The following is a 20,510-nucleotide window of genomic DNA, read 5'->3' on the forward strand; positions in this document are numbered from 1 at the left end:
CCACCCGGCCAAATGCACCCGATCGGCCGGGGCGATCTGACCACACCACACCTGCCCGGACTCCACCTCGAGATAGTCGAACGTGATCTGCTTCCGATGAACGTCCAATCCTCCTACGATAGACATCAGGGACCTCCTCAAGCTCCCAACGGGCACACCAGCGCCCGCAACGCAAACGGATAGATACAACCGATGATGATGCGACTGAGCTGAGGAGGTCACCTCAGCAGCCGCACCGATATCCCCAGCCCCGCCGCCAACGGGCCCATGCATGTCATCTTTGAGCACCGGGAAGGCGCCTACTCGCCAGTAGAACACTCAGCCGGTGCCCAAAGTGGGCCCTGGCGGCCGCAGCCGGACGCGAGCCACGACGCAAGAGCGGTGGGTGGCTTGCTGTTCGCCGCGGACGAGCCGAGGTGGGGCGGGATGGGACCCGCGCGGTTGCGAGCCCCGACGGAGGAGCGGCGGAACAGGGGTGGGCGTGGGAAAGAGCTAGCTACCGCAGTCCTTGCAGAGCCCGACCAGGGCTACCTGCTCTGGCGCGAGGTGGAAGCCAAGCTCCCGGAGCAACTTCCGCCGCACCGGATCCAAGATGTCCCCCGCCACGTCAAGCACAACCCCACACTCACTGCACCGCAAATGCAGATGCCGTGGCGCCAGCTCACCGGCCAGGTGGTACGTCGTCCCCGCTCGCCCCAGATGAACGTGAGTGACCAGCCCGAATTCACCCAGCGCATCCAGCGCGCGGTACACCGTCGCCCGGTGGATCCCCGGCCGCAACTGCTCCGCGCGCTCGCCGATCTGCTCCGCGCTCAGATGCTCGGCGGTCGCGGCGAGTACCTCGACCACGGCGAGCCTGGCCGGGGTCACGCGCTCGCCTCGTTCTCGGAGGCGTTGCGCGGTGACCTCGGCCGGGCCCTTCGCGGTACCGGGCATCAGGCCTTCTTGGCGGCGGACTTCTTCGCCGGTGACTTCTTGGCGGTCTTCTTCGCCGCCGTCTTCTTAGCGGCGGTCGTCTTCTTGGCCGTGGTCTTCTTGGCGGTGGTCTTCTTCGCGGCCTTCTTGGCGGTCTTCTTCACCGGCCCGCGGGCCCGCTTGTCCGCGAGCAACTCCGCGGCGCGCAGCAGCGAGATCGTCTCGACCGAGTCGTCCTTGCGCAACGTCGCGTTCGTCTCGCCATCGGTGACGTACGGCCCGAAGCGGCCTTCCTTCACCACCACCGGCTGACCGGACTCCGGGTCCTCGCCCAGTTCCTTCAGCGGCGGCGCGGCGGCACGACGGCCGCGTTGCTTCGGCTCGGCGTAGATCTTCAGCGCTTCCTCGAGGGTGATGTCGAACATCTGGTCCTCGGTCTGCAGCGACCGCGAGTCCGTGCCCTTCTTCAGGTACGGCCCGTAGCGCCCGTTCTGCGCGGTGATCTCGTCCCCGGACTCCGGGTCCTTGCCGACCACTCGCGGCAGCGACAGCAGCCGCAGCGCGTCCTCCAGCGTGACGGTGTCCAGCGCCATCGACGACAGCAGCGAGCCGGTCCGCGGCTTGGCGCTCTTCGGCGCGTCCTCCGGCAGTACCTCGGTCACGTACGGCCCGTAGCGACCCGCCTTCGCGACCACCTTGAGCCCGGTCTCCGGCGCGGTCCCGAGCTCCAGCTCGACCCCGGACGGCTGGCTCAGCAACTCGCGAGCCCGCTCGACGGTCAACTCGTCCGGCGGCAGGTCCTCGGGCACGTTCGCGCGGGTCTCTTCAGGACCCTCGACATACGGCCCGTACCGACCGACCCGTACGACGATGCCGCTGTCCGGCGGGCCGACCGGGAAGGTCGACATCTCCCTGGCATCGATGTCGCCCAGGTCACTGACCATGGACTGCAGGCCTTCGATGCCGTCGTCGCCGAAGTAGAACCGTCCCAGCACGCCCTCGCGCTGCAGGTTCCCGGCGGCGACGTCGTCCAGCACGTCCTCCATCGAGGCCGTGAACGCGTAGTCGACCAGCCGGGTGAAGTGCTGCTCGAGCAGCCGGACGACGGCGAACGCCAGCCAGGCCGGCACCAGCGCGTTGCCCTTCTTGTAGACATAACCTCGCGCCTGGATCGTGCCCAGGATCGAGGCGTACGTCGACGGCCGGCCGATCTCGCGATCTTCCAGCTGCGCGATCAGCGTCGCCTCGGTGAAACGCGACGGCGGCTTGGTCTCGTGCCCCGAAGCGATCACCTCGGTGGCCGGCAGTACGTCGCCCTCGGACACGTCCGGGATCTGCGTCTCGCGGTCGTCGGTCTCGGCGGACGGGTCGTCCGCACCCTCGACGTACGCCTTCAGGAAGCCGTGGAAGGTGATCACCCGGCCGGACGAGGTGAACTCGCAGTTCTCCCCGGACGAGGCCTTGGCGTCGATCTTGATCGAGACGCTGTTGCCGGCCGCGTCCTTCATCTGGGACGCGATCGTGCGCATCCAGATCAGTTCGTAGAGCCGGTACTCCGAGCCGCTCAGCCCGGTCTGGGCAGGAGTCTGGAAGACCTCGCCGGCCGGCCGGATCGCCTCGTGCGCCTCCTGCGCGTTCTTCACCTTGGAGGTGTAGACGCGCGGCTTGTCCGGCAGGTACGACGCGCCGTACAGCTCGCGGACCTGCGCCCGCGCCGCCGTGATCGCGGTGTCGGACAGCGTGACGCTGTCCGTACGCATATAGGTGATGTTGCCGTTCTCGTACAGCCGCTGCGCGATCTGCATCGTCTGCGAGGCGGACATGTTGAGCTTGCGCCCGGCCTCCTGTTGCAGCGTGGTGGTCCGGAACGGCGCGTACGGCTTGCGGGTGTACGGCTTGGACTCGATCGAGCGGACCGTGAAGGTCGACTCCCGCAGCGCCGCGGCCAGCGCGGTGGCGGTGGACTCGTCCAGGTGGACCGTGCTGTCGCTCTTCAGCTCGCCGTTCGAGGCGAAGTCACGCCCCTGGGCGATCCGGTGGGCGTCCACCGAGACCAGCCGGGACGGGAAAATCCGCGGCGTCTTGCCCTCGCCGGCGTCGAGCTTGGCGTCCAGATCCCAGTACGACGCGCTGCGGAACGCGATCCGCTCCCGCTCCCGGTCGACCACCATCCGGATCGCGACCGACTGGACCCGGCCCGCCGACAGCTTCGGCATGACCTTCTTCCACAGCACCGGCGAGACCTCGTAGCCGTACAGCCGGTCCAGGATCCGCCGGGCCTCCTGGGCGTCGACGAGCGCGTCGTTGATGTCGCGCGCACTGCCGACCGCGTCCTGGATCGCCTTCGGGGTGATCTCGTGGAAGACCATCCGCTTGACCGGGATCTTCGGCTTCAGCTCGTCCAGCAGGTGCCACGCGATGGCCTCGCCCTCGCGGTCCTCATCTGTGGCCAGGTAGAGCTCGTCGGCGTCCTTGAGCAGATCCTTGAGCTTGCGGATCTGTGCCTTCTTGTCCGCCGGTACGACGTACAGCGGGTCGAAGTGGTCCTCGATGTTGACCCCGAGGCGCGCCCAGGGCAGCCCCTTGTACTTCGCCGGGATCTCGTCGGCCCCCTTCGGCAGGTCCCGGATGTGGCCGAAACTCGACTCCACCACGTATCCGGAGCCCAGGAATCCTGCGATCATCCGCGCCTTCTTCGGCGACTCGACGATCACCAGTCGACGCGAACCACCAGCGGCCGCCGTCGCCGACGTGCCGCCCGATGCTTTCGTTCCTGTTGCCCCTGCCACTGCGCTCCTTGCCTGTCAACGCCGTCGATGCTTCAGCCATGCCCTTGAACGCCTGGTGCCGGACACCTTGTTCCCCCGAACAACAAAAGAGTGCTGCCCTGAAGAACTGGCGCACCGTCCGAGGACAGAGTACGGCCGACAGCAACGCATTTCTCAACGCACGGTAACCGCTCGGGGCGCCACCAGCCTCATCAGGGTTTCAGACTGTGGCGGAAAAAACCCTCCAGCGCGCGTCGGGTGAAGGCCACGGCGACCTCCGGATCGACCGTTCCGAGGAACATTCCGATCCGGCTCAGGTCCATCGCGCGGCTCAGCCGGCGCGGCAGCCGGGGCAGCGAGTCGAGGACGAATCTCACATCCGCCACCCGCGTGTCCGTGGCCTTCTTCACAGCCCCGGCCTGGTCCCACGGCACCTTGGCCCCGACGACCCGGCCGCCCGGGAACTCCACCGGAGCCTCCCCTGTGTGGTCGATCGTCACGACGACGTAGCCGCGACTGGCGAGACGTGGGCGGCCGTGGCCGGTACGGCGAGCGCTGCGAAGGAAGTCGCAAGGACGGTTGCGATGACTCGGCGCCGGATCATCTCTCCAGACAATCCGAGCAACCGACCCGGCGAATCAGCCTGAGGCGTGATCTCAAGTCATCCCCAGGTAGCACCCGGTTGCCCGATCAGGAGACGAGCTCCATCACCGGACGAAGGTCACCTCCGGATAGCGCGGCGATTCCTTCCGCAGCAGGGCTTGCGGCCGACCTTTGAGGAACTGGTCGAAGTAGGCGCCAAGGTAGGCACGTTGCGCGGCGACGCTTCGGGCCGGGTCGACCGAGCCGAGCAGCGAGATGACCACCTCAGGCGGAACTCCGTTGGCCTGGGCCACGGCCGGACCGGAGAACTGGTAGTCGGCGAAGGCTCCGTGGGTGCCGTCGGCAATGCTCAGGTTGAGCTTCCAGCCGCGCTGGTGCGCCCAGAAGCTGGTCCAGGACGGGTCGTCCAGCTGACCACCCGGCTGGGGCAGATGCGAGTGCCCCTGCGCACCGAAGAGCAGGAACGGCCGGTCCAGCCCTCGTTTCGCCACCTCGCTCAGCTCCCCGCTGGGGAACCCGTACTGCATCGTGCCGTCGAGGTTCACCCCAGCGTCGATGCGCCGACCGGTGAGCATCGTCTCGGCCGCGGCGAAACCACCCAGCGAGTAGCCGAACATCCCGAGGTGCCGCAGCTCCATGGCCCCGGTCAGCCGCTTCGGCAACCGGCCGAGACTGTCCAGGACGAACCTGGTGTCGGCCACCCGAACCTTCAGCGCCTGCTGGATCGCCGAGCCCGGCACCAGCACCGGCGCGACGCGTCCGCCGGGGAACTCCGCCGGCGCCTCCCCGGTGTGATCCATCGTCACCACCACGTAGCCCCGGCTGACGAGATCCTCGACGTGGTTGGTGCCGAGCAGCCGGGAGGTGCCGAACCCCGGCGAGTAGAGGATCACCGGATGCCGCCCGAGCGCGGGGACGCCGGCGCGCGCATGCGTCGGCGTACCGGCGTAGTCGATCCGCCCGGCCGGGATGCCGAAGGCCGCGCCGAGCTCGTCGGCCAGCGACGCGGCGACGTGCGGTGGGGCGTATGGCGAGCGAGGCCCATGCCCCGGTCGGGCCGGATACCAAACGCTGATCATCAGCTCGCGCCGCCGACCGGGGTCCCAGGCATCCGCGCGGGATTTGTCGACCAGGTGCAGTTCGGTGGTCCCGATCGAGTAGGGGCCGGTCGGCTCGGGCAGGACCAGCCGGTACGGCGCGGGCGCCGCGACGGCAGAGGTCGGCTGTGGAAATGCTGTTGCCGTCATCCCGGCAGCAAGCAGGGCGAGCAAGGTGCGACGTCCGACGGTAGTCATGGCCACACCCTGCCCGCCCTGATGACCCGTGTGGATCAGTCCGGCGGGGGACGGTGCTCCCCCGCCGGATGGATCTCAGCGCACGAAGGTGATCTCCGGGAAGTCGCGGGACTCGTTCTCAAGCAGCGGCTGGTGGTGTTCGCGCAGGTTCTGGTCGAAGAACGCGGTCAGATAGGTCCGCTGGGCCAGCAGAGCCCGCTTGCGGTCGACGACACCGGCCACGTTCGCCTGTACCTGGTTGGCCAGGTCCTCGTCGTGCACGAGCTTGGACACCACGTCGTAGTAGAAGAACTGGTAGTCGGAGAAGCCGAGGTGCCGCGAGCCGGGCAGCTGGAGGTTGAGCTTCCAGCCCCGCTGGGCCTTCCACAGGGACGCCCACGACATGTCGTAGTTCTCCAGGTTGGCCGGGTTCGTCCGCTGGCTTCCGTCCGAGCCGAACAGCAGGAACGGCCGGTCCAGCCCGCGCTGCGCGGCCGGACCGATCGGGCCCTTGAGTACGTCGTAGGCCAAGGTGCCGTCCAGGTCGGCGCCGGCCACGATCCGCCCGTCGGCGTCCATCGCGTTGGCCGCGGTGTGGCCACCGGCCGAGAAGCCGAACATCCCGACGGCGCCCATGTCCAGCGCCTGCCGCAGACCGCGGGGCAGCTTGCGGCGTTCGGCGTCCGGGTTGAGGCCGCGGGCGAGCAAGGTGAGCATGTCGAGCACGAAACGGGTGTCGGCCACTCGCGTGTCGATCGCCGCTTTGGTCTGCTCAGCAGTCGGCTCGGGTACGCCGGAGCCCGGTACGAACCGGCCGTCCGGGAACTCGACCGGGCCCTCGTGGGTGTGGTCGATCGTCACGACGACGTACCCGCGACTGGTCAGCTCCTCGACCTGTGCGGTGTTGTGGAACCGGCTCAGCGGGTAGCCCGGCGAGAACAGCACGACGGGGTGCTTGCCGTGCTGGGCCGGTACGCCGATGCGCGCATGAGTGTCGCTGTTCGCGAAGTCGAAGACGGGATCCCGGACGCCGAGACTCTTCGTCAGAGCCGGATTGACCGCGGCCGAGGTCAGCGGCGGCATGTACTTGGCGATCGGGCCGTCGGCACCGGATCGCGCGGGGTACCAGACGCTGACCATCAGCTCCCGCTTGCCGCCCGGTGCGCTCGCGTCGTTGCGGGCGTGGTCGACCAGGTGCAGCTCGATCGTGCCGAGCTCGTTCGGCCCGGTCGGGGCCGGCACGTTGATCGTCACCGGCGGGTACGTCGCCGTAGTCGCCAGCGGGCCGCTACCGGCCGCAGTACCGGGCTCGCGGCCGTCGGAGGGGTAGGCCTGGGCGAGCGCCGGGGTAGACACGAGCAGGCTCGCCGCCAGGCCAGCGACAAGCGCAGCCACCCGGAAAGGACAGCGGCGGCGGCTGAAGCTTTGATTGTTCGTCATGCGAATCATCGTCACCGCCCCGGACCTCGGCGCGGATCATCCGCCGATGGAGACCGCGTCTCAACTTCATGACGGTCAGTGGTCCCGAGCTAGTGACAAAGGCCTGGCTGGTGGGTTATCAATGGCGCAATCCTGTTCATAGATGCGTGAAGTGAGGCACTCGTGAGCATCTTTGTCCGCGTTAAACGTTCAGTAGTCATCGCCGGGACATCCCTGGCCTTAGTCGCGGGTGCCCTGGTCACTGCCACCACGGCCGGCCCCGCCAACGCAGAGCCCATCGCAGCCGTCGCAGGCACGTCCTTGGGCGCAGTGACCGACTTCGCCGCCGACACCGCGCAGTACACGCTCAGTGCGGGTACTGCGAAGGTGCGGGTCGTGTTCCTGAAGGACGACGTGTTCCGGATCTGGCTGGCGCCGGACGGCACGTTCACCGACCCGGCGAACACCCCACCGACCGACCCGACCGCCCCGGCGTCCAACATCGTCATCAAGAAGGACTACCCGAAGCCTGCGACCAGCTGGGCCGACAAGGGCGACTACTACTCGCTGACCAGCGGCAAGATCGAGGTACGGGCCAACAAGTCGCCGCTGCGCTTCTCGCTCTACCGGGCGAACGGCCAGCAGGTCTGGTCCGAGACGGCACCACTGTCCTGGACCGACAGCTCCGCCAGCCAGTCGCTGAGCCGCGGCGCCACCGAGCAGTACTTCGGCGGCGGCATGCAGAACGGCCGGTTCTCGCACCGGGACAAGACCATCACGGTCGCCCGCGACTTCAACTGGGAAGACGGCGGCAACCCGAACGCCTCGCCGTACTACATGAGCACTGCCGGGTACGGCGTACTGCGGAACACGTTCGCGCCAGGCAGCTACAGCTTCACCGCACCCGTCGTCACCAAGCACGACGAGAAGCGGTTCGACGCCTACTACTTCGTCGGCGACCTGAAGACCTCGCTGAATCGCTACACCGAGCTCACCGGCCGGCCGTTCATGCCGCCGATCTACGGACTCGAGTACGGCGACTCCGACTGCTACAACCGCGGCCACTACGCCACCGACCCGGACCCCAGCAACGACTGGAAGGTCAACCCGGACAAGGTGACCACGCTGGACGCCGTGAAGGTCGCGCAGAAGTTCGTCGACCAGGACATGCCCGGCGGCTGGATGCTGGTCAACGACGACTACGGCTGCGGCTACTCCGCCAACACCGAGTCGGAGCAGGTCGACGGCACCTGGTGGGGCAAGCGCGACATCCCCGCGCTCAAGCAGACCGGTGACGAGCTGCGCAAGCGGAACATCCAGATGGGCCTGTGGACGCAGTCGTCGCTCGACCGCCAGCCGGCCGAGGTCGGCGAGGCCGGAGTGCGCGTACGCAAGCTGGACGTCGCCTGGGTCGGCCCGGGATACCGGTACGCGTTGAGCGCCTGCGACACCGCACACGGCGGCATCGAGCAGCACAGCAACGCCCGTGGTTACGCCTGGATGGTCGAGGGCTGGGCCGGCGCGCAGCGGTGTGCAGTGCAGTGGACCGGCGACCACAGTGGTTCGCTGGACGCGATCAAGTGGCAGATCCCGGCCATCACCGGTTCCGGCAACTCCGGAATCGCCTACAGCGCAGGCGATGTCGACGGCATCTTCGGCGGCTCCCCGACCAGCTACACGCGAGACCTGCAGTGGAAGGTGTTCAACCCGGCCTTCATGACCATGTCCGGGTGGGCGACACCGGCGTACAAGCAGCCGTGGACCCACGGCGAGCCGTACACCTCGATCAACCGCAAGTACCTCAAGCTGCGCGAGCGTCTGCTGCCCTACTTCTATTCGTACGCCGCTGAGGCGCACGCGACCGGCGCTCCGCTGAACCGTTCGCTGGTGCTGGAGTACCCGAACGACCCGAAGACCTGGGACGACACGACGAAGTACGAATTCCTTGCTGGTAAGGAGTTCCTGGTCGCGCCGATGTTCGGAGCCGACGAGGTGAAGAACGGTATCTACCTGCCCAAGGGCAACTGGGTCGACTACTGGACCGGCAAGGTCTACCAAGGGCCGACCACGGTCAACGGCTACCACGCGAAGCTCGACACGCTGCCGTTGTTCGTCAAGGCCGGCGCCGTCGTACCGATGTGGAAGAGCGGCATCAACTCGGCCGCCCAGCAGGGATTCGGCGATCGGCTGACCGTCGACATCTACCCCGAGGGCAAGTCGTCGTTCAGCCTCTACGAGGACGACCGCGTCACGCGTGACTACAAGCAGGCCAAGTCGGCCACGCAACTGCTCGAGGTGACCGCGCCCGTCGCGGCCCGCGGCGACATCACCGTCAAGATCGGCGCCAGCAAGGGCTCGTACGCCGGTAAGCCGGGCGCGCGTCCGTACGAGCTGACCGTCCACACCGGCACCGCACCGCGCGATGTATCGGTGGACAACGTGCTGCTCACCAAGCAGGCCAGCAAGGACGCCTACCTCGCAGCCTCCACCGGCTGGTACTACGAGAACGGCGTCGTCCTCGTGAAGACCGCATCGATCTCCACCTCACGTGACGCCTCTGTCCGGCTAAGCAGCACTACGTCGGTCGGCGGCGGCAAGACCGTCCTGGAGTCCTTCGGTACGCCGGAACTCTCCTCGCCGGCACTGTGGAACGCACCGGGCCAGGCCACCGAACTCACGGCCACCTTCACCAACCCCGGTACGACGACGATGCGCGACGTACGACTCGCTCTGGACCTGCCGGCCGGGTGGACGTCGACGGGCACGAGCACCTTCGCCAAGGTCGATCCGGGCAAGACCGTCACCACCAAGCTCGCGGTGACACCCGCGGCATCGGTCAAGCCGGCGAGCTTCACGTTGCGACTCGACGCGTCGTACCTGGTGCATGAGGACAGCTATCAGAACAGCACGGTGGCGACAGCACAGTTGCCTTACGCATCGTTGTCGCAGGCAGCGACCGTCGTCGGTGTCAGCGACGCATCGAGCTTTGCCAAGGGCAACTTCGATGGCTCAGGCAACAGCTTCAACGGCGAGGCGCTGGCCGCGGCCGGTTTCACGCCGGGCGCCAAGGTCAGCGTGCAGGGTGCCGACTTCACCTGGCCGACCGGAGTCCCCGGTACGCCGAACCTGGTGAAGAACCAGTCCGCACCGATTCTCGTCTCTGGCACCGGGTCGCATCTGGCCTTGCTGGGTGCTGGTGCGAGCCTGAACGCCAAGGGCAGCGTCACGATCATCTACACCGACGGCACCGAGTCGCAGGCGCCGTTCCAGTTGCCCAACTGGTGTTGCCAGGATCCGGCCACAGGTGGCGCGAAACTCGCCGTGTCCGTGAAGGGCCGGTATACACAATCCGGATTGGCCAACACCACCACGGACTACCGGGTCTTCTACACCGCTGTACCACTGACGCCGGGCAAGACGGTGAAGGCGATCAAGCTGCCCGGCGGCGGTCTTGGCTTCTTCGCCGCGACCCTGGCGAACAAGCCGTTGCCACCGGCGCCGACCGGTCAGCCCTGGGTGAGCGACCTGGAGTGGATCGACTCGACCAACGGCTGGGGCCCGGTCGAACGGGACAAGAGCAACGGCGAAGATGCAGCGGGTGACGGAGCTGCCCTCACGCTCGACGGCACGCAGTACGCAAAGGGCCTGGGTACTCACGCGCCCTCGTCGGTCACCGTCCGGCTCGGCGGCAACTGCACGGCCTTCACGGCCAAGGTCGGCGTCGACGACGAGGTGGAGGATCGGGGCAAGGTGAGCTTCAAGGCGCTGGTCGACGGTGTGGCGAAGTACACATCGGATCTGCTCACCGGTTCGTCGCCCACGGTGCCGGTCAGCGTCGATACTACGGGCGGGCAACTCCTGACATTGCAGGTCACCGACGCCGGCGACGGCATCACCAGCGACCATGCAGACTGGGCGGAGGCGCGGCTGACCTGCCAGAACGCCTGACCATCGGCCTGTTTCGGCCGATCCGGGTCAGCACAACCGACTTTCGGCTGGACTTTCCCTGAGGTACCCCGGAACCCACCTGATCGCCGTCCCAGGGGACGGTACAGGTGGGTTCCGGTGGTATCGGGGCCCTCGTCCATGACAAGGTCTGACCTTGGCGACGCGTTGCAGCACCATGGCCCCCTCCCATGGTGGTGCTGGAGCCACCACAGAAGTAGTGCCAACACCATCAGATCTGGTCCTCGCCACGGCTAGCTTCGGGGAAGACGAAAGCCGTCGGGGGCAGCAGTTTCAGAGAGGGCGCGTGGGAGTCATGGTTGCGACATACCTGAAGAGATGGGTCGGCAGCCGGGTCATGAGCAGGACCACCCGCAAGGGTGGTCTGAACCTGTCGAAGATGCGGGTGTTCCCGCGTCAGGTCTCGATGCCGTTGCGTCGCGACGGACTCGACCCGGTCCCGGAGCTCGGCGCGATCCGCGAGGTCGAACCGGTGCACAAGCTGGCCAACCTGTTCGGGCTCAACGTCTGGATGGTCACCGGTCATGCCGAGTCCAAGGCGGTGCTCGCCGACACCACGAACTTCAGCAACGACATCCGGCCGATGATCGGCTCGGACCCGGACAAGCCGTCCGAGGGCATCGGCGGGCTCGGGTTCACCGATCCGCCCGACCACACCCGGCTGCGCAAGTTGCTCACGCCCGAGTTCACCAAGCGCCGGCTGGCCCGGCTGGAGCCGATGATCGAGAAGATCGTCAACGACCAGCTGGACCTGATGGAGCTCAAGGGCCCGGTCGTCGACATCGTCACCGACTTCGCCTTCAACGTGCCGTTCCTGCTGATCTCCGACCTGCTCGGCATCGAGGAGTCCGACCGCGACCGGTTCCGCGCCCTCGGCCCGGCCCGGTTCGACCTGTCCGGCGGCGGCATCGGCGTCTTCGGCTCGGCGAGCGAGTCGCGGGAGTTCCTCTTCGAGATCGTCGGCAAGCAGCGCAGCAACCCCGGCGACGGCCTGATCGGCTCGATCATCCGCGAGCAAGGCGACGAGATCGACGACATCGAGCTCGGTGGGCTCGCTGACGGCGTCTTCCTCGGCGGCTACGAAACCTCCGCCAGCATGCTCGCCCTAGGCACCCTGGTACTGCTCCGCGACCCGGAGATCTACGCCCGCCTCCGCACCGAGCCCGAGTCGGTGGACGCGATCGTCGAGGAACTGCTGCGCTATCTGACCGTCGTCCAGGTGGCCTTCCCACGCTTCGCCCGGCACGACCAGGAACTGTTCGGCCAACAGGTGAAGAAGGGCGACCTGGTCGCCGTCTCCCTGTCCGGCGCCGACCGCGACAAATCCGTCTTCGGCGACGACGCAGAAGACTTCTGGCCCCGCCGAGCCCCCGCCGCCCACCTAGCCTTCGGCCACGGCATGCACCGCTGCGTAGGTGCCGAACTGGCTCGGATGGAACTCCGAGCAGCCTTCAGCGCCCTGGCCAACCGCTTCCCGGACCTGTCTCTAGCAGTCTCCGAAGACCAACTACGCTTCCGCGACTTCTCCATCGTGTACGGCGTCGAGTCCCTCCCGGTACAACTCCGCGCAGCCAACGAGCAGCAGGCCGCCGGCTAGCCCCCACGCTGGCCACCCACACGCGCTCCTCCGTCGCCCACCCGCGCCCTGCTCCCAACCACCCTGATCGCCGGCTCGTCCGTCACCCGCACAACGCCGAACGCGGTACTCCACCCCTGCTCACGGGGTTCACCCCCTGCCAGACCAACACGCGAACCCCCGTACGAGGGGTCAAGCCCACTCATCGTCAGCTCCGGTGCTCTCGGGCAGCGGTGACGGAGGAGGGCCCGGAGGTGTCGGCGTGGGGTGTCGCACAGGGCTGGGCAGTGACAGCGGACTTTCGCGCCGCCACAATGGGCGGTCTCACGTGAACAGTTGGTGACCAAAAGGGGAGGGCGGGCGATGGAGGCGGGGCGGTTGTCCGCGCGGATTGCGGCGGCGATGACGCTGGCGCAGTCGGGTGGGCATGTGGTCGCGGCTGCTCAGATCGATGCCATCCGCACCGAACTCGGCGGGGTGCCGAGCTACGAGTTGGCCGCGGCGGAGTACGTGCGCGGAGTGACCGCTCACCATGCCAGCGACGCCGACGAAGCCCTTGCAGCAGTGGATGAATGCCTCGCCGTCGCCCGCGCGATCGACGAGCCGGGCTGGGAGGCGAACGCACTCCCCATCCGGATCATCAACCTGGCCCGCAGCGGACGCGGTGGCGACACCATCAACGATCTGGTTGCCGCCGAGCACGCGCTGACCCGCACCAGCGACCCAGGACTTCGCGGCTGGGCTCATACCGGCCTCGGTTACGCGTACGACGTGCTTCGGCTGTTCGAGCTCTGCATCCCGCACTACGAGATTGCCACCGGCATCGAAGCCGACGTTCTCGAGCTGGCCGAGGCGCCCGCGATCGACCGGCTCAATCTCGCTGAAACCTATCTGCGCTGGGCGCATGAACTCGAGCGGCTCGGCGACCCGTCGTACCGGCCGGAGATCGACGAGCGGCTCGCCTCTGCGGCGTACTGGGCGCGCGAGGCGGAGAAGGTGATGGTCGCCGACAAAAGCCAGGAGTACTGGCGGTTGAGCGCGCGCATCTGGCTTGCCGCGGCCGCGACCGCCGAGGATCCAGCTCAAGCCGTCGAAGAGCTGGAGGAGTGCCGCGACGAGATCCGCAAGCTCGGCGAGACCGAGCGGCTGGCGATCGCCGGCGCCTACCTGGCAAGGGCTTTCGGCGCGCAGGGCAAATGGGACGACGCCCGCGCGGCCGCCGATCGCGCCATCGACGACCTGATCCCGTTGACCGATCCGTCCACCCAGGTCCTGGTGCTGCAGACGAGATCGGAGCTGGCCGCGCAGACCGGCGAACCCGGCGCCGCGGCCGCACTCGGCTATGCGCGTTCGGTGGCCCGCGGTTGGTGGAAGGAACGTCAGCGCGCGCTGAACGCAGTACGGCATGCCCTTGTGGCGCATGACCTCTCGGCACGCCATGATGCCGAATGGCATGCCGCGCGGCAGGACGCGTTGACGGGGATCGGCAACCGCCGGGCGATGGACGAGCGGCTGACGGCGGCCAGGGACTCCCAGCGCGCGGTGACCTTGCTGGCCATCGATGTAGACGATCTGAAAGTCGTGAACGACACCTTCGGGCATGCCCGTGGAGACGAATTGCTGCAACTTGTGGCAAACCTGCTGGTAGAACAGGCACGTGCCACCGATGCCGTGATTCGATCGGGAGGAGACGAGTTCTTCGTGGTGCTGGACCAGCCGGACGCCAAGGGTGGCGCACAGCTGGCCGAGCGGATCCGGGCCGCGGTCGCCCTGGTGGCGGCGACGACGGCCAAACCGTGGCTCAGCAGGCTGGGCCTGAGCATCGGGTACGCCGCGACCGCGGAAGGTGTGCCGGTGGAGCTGCTGATTCCGATGGCGGACAGCCGGCTGTACGAGGACAAGCGCCGCGCCAGGTGAGCCAGTGCTCACGGGACACTAAGCGGAGCAGGACGGGGGAGATCGGGTGCGCGAGACTTCGGGGGTGACCGCGCGGATCGCGACAGCGATGACGCGGGCCCAATCGGGCAACCCGGCCGGAGCGACGACCGACCTCCGGCTGCTGCTCGCCGAGCTCGGCCCGGAGCCGTCCAGCGAACGCGCCGCCGCGGAGTACGTCCGGGCGGTCGCCGCCCATCACGCCGCCGATGCCGAAGCGGCCCTGGACGCCGTCGACGGCTGTATCCGGGTGTCCCGCGCGATCGAGGAGCCGGGCTGGGAGGCGAACGCGCTCGCGGTCCGGATCGTCACGCTGATCCGTACCGGCGAAGGCGGCGACTCGGTCGCCGACCTGGTCGCCGCGGAGAACGCGCTGGCCCACACCAGAGACCCGGGGCTCGCGAGCTGGGCGCACACCGGGCTGGGTTACGCCTATGACCTGCTGCGACTCTTCGAGCTGTGCATCCCGCATTTCGAGTTCGCCGCGGCGGCCGGCGTGGACCCGCTCGGGCTGCCCGAGTCACCCGCGATCAACCGGCTGAACCTGGCCGAGTCCAACCTGCGCTGGGCGCACGAGATGGAACGACTCGGCGACCCGGCGTACGACGACGAGATCCTGCGCCGTCGCCAGGAAGCCAAGCGCTGGGCGGCCGAGGCGAACGAGGTGATCGTCCGCGCGAACCTGATCGGCTACTGGCCGATGACCGGCCGGATGTGGCTCGCGGCCAGCGATTTCGACGCCAACCCCGCCGAGGCCGCGGTCATTCTGAAGGACTGCCGCGACCAGCTGGTCAAGGTAGGCAGGCTCGAACTGGCCGCGATCGCCGGCGCCTACCTGGCCAAGGCCTATGCGTCGCTCGGCCGGATCGACGACGCGATGGAGGCCGCCGAGCGATCTGCGACCGACTTGCCGCCGACCTCCGATCCGCCCGTCGAGGCGCTGGTCCGGCACACCGCAGTACGGATCGTCGCGGAGTCCGGCGACGCCGGTGCAGCCTCCGGACTGCAGTATGCGCGAGCGATCACGCGTGGCTGGTGGGCCGAGCGATTGCGCGGCCTGTACGCCGTACGGAGTGCCCTGGCGACCCACGACCTCTCGATCCGGCATGACGCCGAGTGGCGGGCCGCGCGGGAGGATCCGCTGACCGGTGTCGGCAACCGCCGGGCGTTGGACGAGCGGATGAGCGCGGCCCTCGAGTCGGGCCGGTCGATCGCCGTACTCGCGATCGACGTCGACAACCTGAAGGTGGTCAACGACAGTCACGGCCATGCCTGCGGTGACGAGGTACTGCGACGCGTCGCCCAGCTGCTGACCGAGCAGTGCCGCGCCGATGACGTCGTCGCGCGCGCAGGTGGCGACGAGTTCGTCGTCGTTCTGGACAACCCCGACGAGCGCGGCGCCGGTGAGCTCGTCGAGCGCATCAAGGCGGCGGCGGAGCAAGTCGCGCGGGGTGCGCTCGAGCCGTGGTTCGCCATGCTGCGGCTGAGCATCGGTCACGCCAGCAGCACGGACGGCACTCCGGTCAGTGAGCTGCTGACCGCCGCCGACAGCCGCATGTACCAGGAGAAGCGCCGCCGCCGGGCGGGCACCTAGTACGTGAGGAACCCTTCGGTGATGAGGTCGGCGATCTTCGGCAGGTAGTTCGCGTGCAGGTCGTCACGCTCCAGCAGGCTCGCCAACGCGTCCAGGATCTGCCCGACGCTGAGATCCCCATCGCAAGCACCGACGAAACCGGCGAGCACAGTGTCCACCTGCTCGGCCCGGCGCATGCCTCGCTGCCGCCGCAGCACGATCGTCGCCGGATCCTCGGCACCGGGCTGACCGGTCGTCTCCTGGATGACGTCCTCAGCCGTGGTCAGGTAGAGCCCAGTAAGATCCGCCGGCAGCCCCTGGATCCGCTCGAGCCGGTCGAGCACGTACGGCCCGATCGGCTGCTCGATCTCGTACGGCCACTCCTCCGCATGCGTGCTGCCCGCGGTGTTGCGCAGGTTGATCCAGCCCATCCCGATCGCCTCGACCTGCTGCTTGTCGAGCCACCGCAGCCAGGCGTCGTACCGGCTCGTGTACTCCGGACGCCCGTGCAGGCCGGCGTCGCGCAGCCACAGTTCGACGTACTCCGCTGGGTCAAGCTGCTCGCGTTGCACGGCCCAGCTCGACCTGTCGCCGGTCCAGCTCGCGATTCGCTCCCGCCAGTCCTGGCCGCGGACACAGGTCCAGTTGGCGAGGAGTTGGCACCAGCCGCCTTCTGTCAGGTGCTGTGGAGCCTGCCGGACCAACTGCTCGACCACTGCGTCTCCGGCGAACCCTGTCTCGCGATAGGTGAGCCGGGCCTCCGCAGAGGGCGGCGCGATCACGTACGGCGGGTTGCTCACGATCAGGTCGAACTGCTCGCCTGCGACCGGTTCGTAAAGACTGCCGTCGCGGACGTCGAGGTCGATCCGGTTGAGCGCGGCGGTCCAGCGGGTCAGCTGGAGCGCACGAGGATTGATGTCGGTGGCAACAAGATGGCCGACGCGGTCGGCGAGGTGGAGCGCCTGGATGCCGCAACCGGTACCGACGTCGAGCGCCTTCCCTGCCTTGATCGGCACGGTCAGCTTGACCAAACTCAGACTCGCCGGAGCAATGCCCAGCACGTAATCGGACCGCATCGGCTCACGCCGTCCGTCCAACCCAGGCGTCAGATCAGCGATCACCCACCAGTGCCGGTCATCCTCGGCATACGGCCGTACGTCGATCGCCGCCGCGACCAGATGTCCAGCTTCCTTCAAGATGCCCAGGGCAAGCAATTCAGCCAGACAACCAGGAAAGGCCTTCTCTACAAGCTCTTTCGGCGCAGCCCGCTGCAACAGGAACAACCGGATCATGGTGTCGAGCGAGTCCCCCGCGGCCGTCCGCTGGAAAGCAAGCGTCGTCTCGTTGCGCGCCAGCGCACCGTTGGCCTGCGGCCCCAGCCGCTCCGCCACTCCGTCAACCGTGTACGCCGCCACCTCAAAGGCGCCGCGCAACCGATCAACCAGCCCTGCGCTCAGCTCTTCCTCGTCCATCCCCCCATCCTCGCAGGCCGCCCGCAGGCCCCAGGCCGTCGACAATGCGGTAACTAACTTGCACCTGGCGACGAAAAGTTTCCGTGTTGCTGCCTGTGCAGTCCGTCGATGAGCAGAGCGCAGCCGCCTGACCATCCCGGGACACCGACACCGCGGTACTCAGGTCAGAAGTAGTACGGCGTGGCGGTGCGGAACAGCTCCATGAGCTTGGCCTTCACCTGGTCGCGATGCGGGACCTGGGCGTGCGGGTGATCGTTGTCGAGGCGGAGGCCGTGGTCGACCAGCAGGTAGACGACGCGCATCGTGCGCAGCGTGTTCGAGATCTCCGGACGGAAGCCACCAGTCGGAACCGTGGCGACCGCCCGTACTGCGGGGTCGAGCCAGCTGATCGCGTCGGCTTCGGAGAGGTCCTGACGGGTCAGGGCGACCGCGAGAGCAAACCCCAGCCGATCGTCCTCGAGGTCGCGCAGCACGTACTCAGTCGGCGTCAGGAGCCGCCCGATACCCAGCCGGAGCATCTGCACGGGCTCGACGGCCGTGACGCGCGCCAGGGCGCCCAGGAGGTCGCTGCCGTGCGCGACGGCGTGCAGCCAGCCCAGTTTGGCGTCGAAGCCGCGCAGATCCTCCTCAGCGACGTACCAGCGCTCGAACGGCGGCACCCAGGACGGCTCGAAGACACCCTGGGAGACGATCGAGTCGAGGATCAGCGGCGCGAAGGCGCGGGCCTGGATCTCGGGGTCGGCGAACCGGGCCACCATCTCGTCCCCGAGCGCGCGCAACTCCTTCGCGCCGAGCAACCCGTTGCCGATCCAGGTGGCGAGCGTCGAGTAGGCCTGCCCGTCCCGGATCTGCGGATCGGGCGACCGGAGCATCGCCGAGAGTTCGTCGACGAGCTCGGCCAGCGGGCGATCAGCCGGTACGGCGAAGGCGTCTGCGCGCACCTGCGCCCAATCGGTCATGCAGCGCAGGCTAACAAAGGAAACGGCCCATGGGACATCTGTTTCCAGATGTTCCATGGGCCGTTAGCGGCCAGGACCCCTCAGCCCGGCCGGACCTCGCACCGCCGGGCGGCTACCCACCCGGCGGCCGTCTTTCTCAGGCGTCGCGCTTCTTCGCGACCACCAGGGAGATGACCAGCAGACCGATCGCCCAGGCGGCGAAGTAGATCAGCGACCAGGTCGGCGACATCACCGCGTCGGAGGCGTCGGCCGTGCCGTCGGTCGTGCCCTGGTTGCCGAGGATGAACCAGCTGGCCCGGTTGAACGGACCCCAGTCGGCGAGGAAGTCGCCGACCTTGGGGATCGTCTGACCGATGCCCTCGATCAGCAGCGGCCAGCAGATCACGACGGCGATCGCGCCGGCGCTCTGCCGGATCAGGGTGCCGATCGCAATCGCGATGAGCGCGGCCAGGAAATAGACCAAGGCGACACCGAGCACAGCACGCCACTCCGCGCCGGTGGTCAGCGCGAGGTCAGCGTCCGAGACGAGAACTGTCCCCAGTCCCAAGGCGCCGAAAGCGGCGACCAGGCCGACGACGGCGCTGAGCGTGGCAGCGACCAGTGCCTTCGACAGCAGGATCGGGATCCGCTTGGGCACCGACAGGAAGCTGGTGCGGATGGTCCCGAACCGGTACTCCGTGGTGACGGCCAGGGTTGCCATCACCATCATCACCATCAGGCCGAACTGGTAGGTGCTGACGGCGTCGGCCGGCCGCCAGACGGTGTCGTCCGGGGCGAAGATGAAGCCGAGTGTGACGAACCCGTCGGCCAGCACCAGGGCGAGCACCATGCACCACCAGGGTGACCGGGTGCTGAAGAGCTTGATCCGCTCCACTGTGACCAGGGACATCAGTTCTTCTCCTCTGCTGCCACGACGAGCTCGACGGCCGGCACCGGCGGTGCCTGCTGCGTGTCGTGCGCGTGGTACTGCACCGAGTCACCGGTCATCTGCATGAAGGCAGCCTCCAGGGAGCCGCGCTGCAGCGTCAGCTCGTGCAGCACGATGCCCTGCGCGGCGGCCGTCTCACCGATGGCGTCGGTGGTCACCTCGCCATCGACGAACAGCACCTTGCCCTCGTCCTCGACATCTTCGATCCGGGTCATCAGGTTGCCCTGCTGGAGAACGCTCTGCAGCTGGTCGAGCTGTGGGCTGCGCACCTTGATGCTGCTGCCGCTGGCATTGTTGACGAAGTTCTTGGTGCTGGTCTGCGAGATCAACCGTCCGCGGCCGATCACCACCAGCTCCTCGGCCGTCAGCGCCATCTCGGACAGCAGGTGGCTGGACACGAAGACCGTCCGGCCTTCGTCGGCCAGACGGTGCATGAACTTGCGAATCCAGACGATGCCCTCGGGGTCGAGGCCGTTGACCGGCTCGTCGAACAGCAGGATCTCCGGGTCGCCCAGCAGGGCCCCTGCGATGCCGAGGCGCTGCGACATACCCAGCGAGTATGCACCGGCGCGCTTGCCGGCCACCGCGGTCAGGCCGACCGCATCGAGTACCTCGTCCACCCGGCCCTTCGGCAGCTTGTTGGAGGCCGCCATCCAGGCCAGGTGCGCACGGGCGGACCGGTTCGGGTGCACCCACTTGGCGTCCAGCAATGCGCCGACCTTGCTGAGTGGCTGCTTGAGATCGCGGTAGTGCTGGCCGTCGATCCGGACGTCACCCGAGGTCGGGGTGTCCAGGCCGAGGATCATCCGCATCGTGGTCGACTTGCCGGCCCCGTTCGGGCCGAGGAAGCCGGTCACCTTGCCGGGTTTCACCTCGAAGGAAAGGTTGTCAACGGCAACTGTGCTGCCGTATCGCTTGGTGAGGCCGGTTGCCTCGATCATGCCGTGCTCCTCGTTCGGTGGCGCGCCAGTGAATTCATGGGCGGGCTGTGTCCCCATCAGTATCGAGGCCTGTCCGGGTCAGCACATCGGACCCGGGGCGGACCTGGTGTGTCCACCCTTAGGTGGATTGTGCCGTCCCCCGGACCGGGGTTGCCATCGGTTAACCCCCTGACCTACCCCC

At 67.8% G+C, this 20,510-nt stretch carries 13 protein-coding genes; 4 read left to right on the forward strand and 9 right to left on the reverse strand.

The annotated features are described in order from the left end of the window. Nucleotides 1-492: 492 nt before the first annotated feature. The 5 genes from A3ES_RS0142125 to A3ES_RS50325 form a co-directional block, all read right to left on the reverse strand. A complete protein-coding gene (locus A3ES_RS0142125; RefSeq protein WP_020392875.1) occupies nucleotides 493-936 on the reverse strand; it encodes a Fur family transcriptional regulator in 444 nt (147 codons plus the stop codon). Further along, nucleotides 936-3,629, reverse strand: coding sequence for a type I DNA topoisomerase (topA, locus tag A3ES_RS0142130; RefSeq protein WP_020392876.1), 2,694 nt, complete (start codon nucleotides 3,627-3,629; stop codon nucleotides 936-938). The genes A3ES_RS0142125 and topA overlap by 1 nt, the downstream gene beginning before the upstream one ends. A 266-nt stretch (nucleotides 3,630-3,895) precedes the next feature. After that, a complete protein-coding gene (locus tag A3ES_RS0142135) occupies nucleotides 3,896-4,153 on the reverse strand; it encodes a hypothetical protein (protein WP_020392877.1) in 258 nt (85 codons plus the stop codon). A gap of 237 nt (nucleotides 4,154-4,390) precedes the next feature. Then, a complete protein-coding gene (locus tag A3ES_RS0142140) occupies nucleotides 4,391-5,581 on the reverse strand; it encodes an alpha/beta hydrolase family protein (RefSeq protein ID WP_020392878.1) in 1,191 nt (396 codons plus the stop codon). Nucleotides 5,582-5,656: 75 nt separating this feature from the next. Then, nucleotides 5,657-7,000, reverse strand: coding sequence for an alpha/beta hydrolase family protein (locus A3ES_RS50325; protein WP_020392879.1), 1,344 nt, complete (start codon nucleotides 6,998-7,000; stop codon nucleotides 5,657-5,659). 309 nt (nucleotides 7,001-7,309) lie between these two features. Here A3ES_RS50325 and A3ES_RS50330 point away from each other — a divergent pair, with 309 nt between their 5' ends. The 4 genes from A3ES_RS50330 to A3ES_RS0142165 all read left to right on the forward strand — a co-directional run bounded on the left by A3ES_RS50330 (nucleotide 7,310) and on the right by A3ES_RS0142165 (nucleotide 16,050). Next, nucleotides 7,310-10,927, forward strand: a complete 3,618-nt coding sequence (locus A3ES_RS50330; RefSeq protein ID WP_202806709.1) for an NPCBM/NEW2 domain-containing protein — start codon at nucleotides 7,310-7,312, stop codon at nucleotides 10,925-10,927. A gap of 355 nt (nucleotides 10,928-11,282) precedes the next feature. Beyond that, nucleotides 11,283-12,542, forward strand: coding sequence for a cytochrome P450 (locus tag A3ES_RS0142155; protein WP_040456952.1), 1,260 nt, complete (start codon nucleotides 11,283-11,285; stop codon nucleotides 12,540-12,542). 318 nt (nucleotides 12,543-12,860) lie between these two features. Then, nucleotides 12,861-14,438 carry a GGDEF domain-containing protein gene (locus tag A3ES_RS0142160; protein ID WP_237745199.1) on the forward strand — a complete coding sequence of 526 codons (1,578 nt, stop codon included), beginning with the start codon at nucleotides 12,861-12,863 and terminating at the stop codon, nucleotides 14,436-14,438. Nucleotides 14,439-14,484: 46 nt separating this feature from the next. Then, nucleotides 14,485-16,050, forward strand: coding sequence for a GGDEF domain-containing protein (locus A3ES_RS0142165; RefSeq protein ID WP_026163710.1), 1,566 nt, complete (start codon nucleotides 14,485-14,487; stop codon nucleotides 16,048-16,050). Here A3ES_RS0142165 and A3ES_RS0142170 read toward each other — a convergent pair. The 4 genes from A3ES_RS0142170 to A3ES_RS0142185 form a co-directional block, all read right to left on the reverse strand. Then, nucleotides 16,047-17,501 carry a DUF7059 domain-containing protein gene (locus A3ES_RS0142170; protein WP_020392884.1) on the reverse strand — a complete coding sequence of 485 codons (1,455 nt, stop codon included), beginning with the start codon at nucleotides 17,499-17,501 and terminating at the stop codon, nucleotides 16,047-16,049. The two genes, A3ES_RS0142165 and A3ES_RS0142170, sit on opposite strands and share 4 nt — an antisense overlap. Before the next feature lie 164 nt (nucleotides 17,502-17,665). Continuing rightward, nucleotides 17,666-18,460, reverse strand: coding sequence for a DUF2785 domain-containing protein (locus tag A3ES_RS0142175; protein WP_020392885.1), 795 nt, complete (start codon nucleotides 18,458-18,460; stop codon nucleotides 17,666-17,668). A 136-nt stretch (nucleotides 18,461-18,596) separates the two neighbouring features. After that, complete coding sequence (locus tag A3ES_RS0142180; RefSeq protein ID WP_020392886.1) at nucleotides 18,597-19,349, reverse strand: ABC transporter permease; 753 nt, start codon at nucleotides 19,347-19,349, stop codon at nucleotides 18,597-18,599. Further along, nucleotides 19,349-20,329: an ABC transporter ATP-binding protein gene (locus A3ES_RS0142185; RefSeq protein ID WP_020392887.1), complete on the reverse strand. Its 981-nt coding sequence runs from the start codon at nucleotides 20,327-20,329 to the stop codon at nucleotides 19,349-19,351. The genes A3ES_RS0142180 and A3ES_RS0142185 overlap by 1 nt, the downstream gene beginning before the upstream one ends. Nucleotides 20,330-20,510: the final 181 nt, after the last annotated feature.

It is taken from the genome of Kribbella catacumbae DSM 19601 (genome assembly GCF_000372465.1).
Classification (GTDB): domain Bacteria; phylum Actinomycetota; class Actinomycetes; order Propionibacteriales; family Kribbellaceae; genus Kribbella; species Kribbella catacumbae.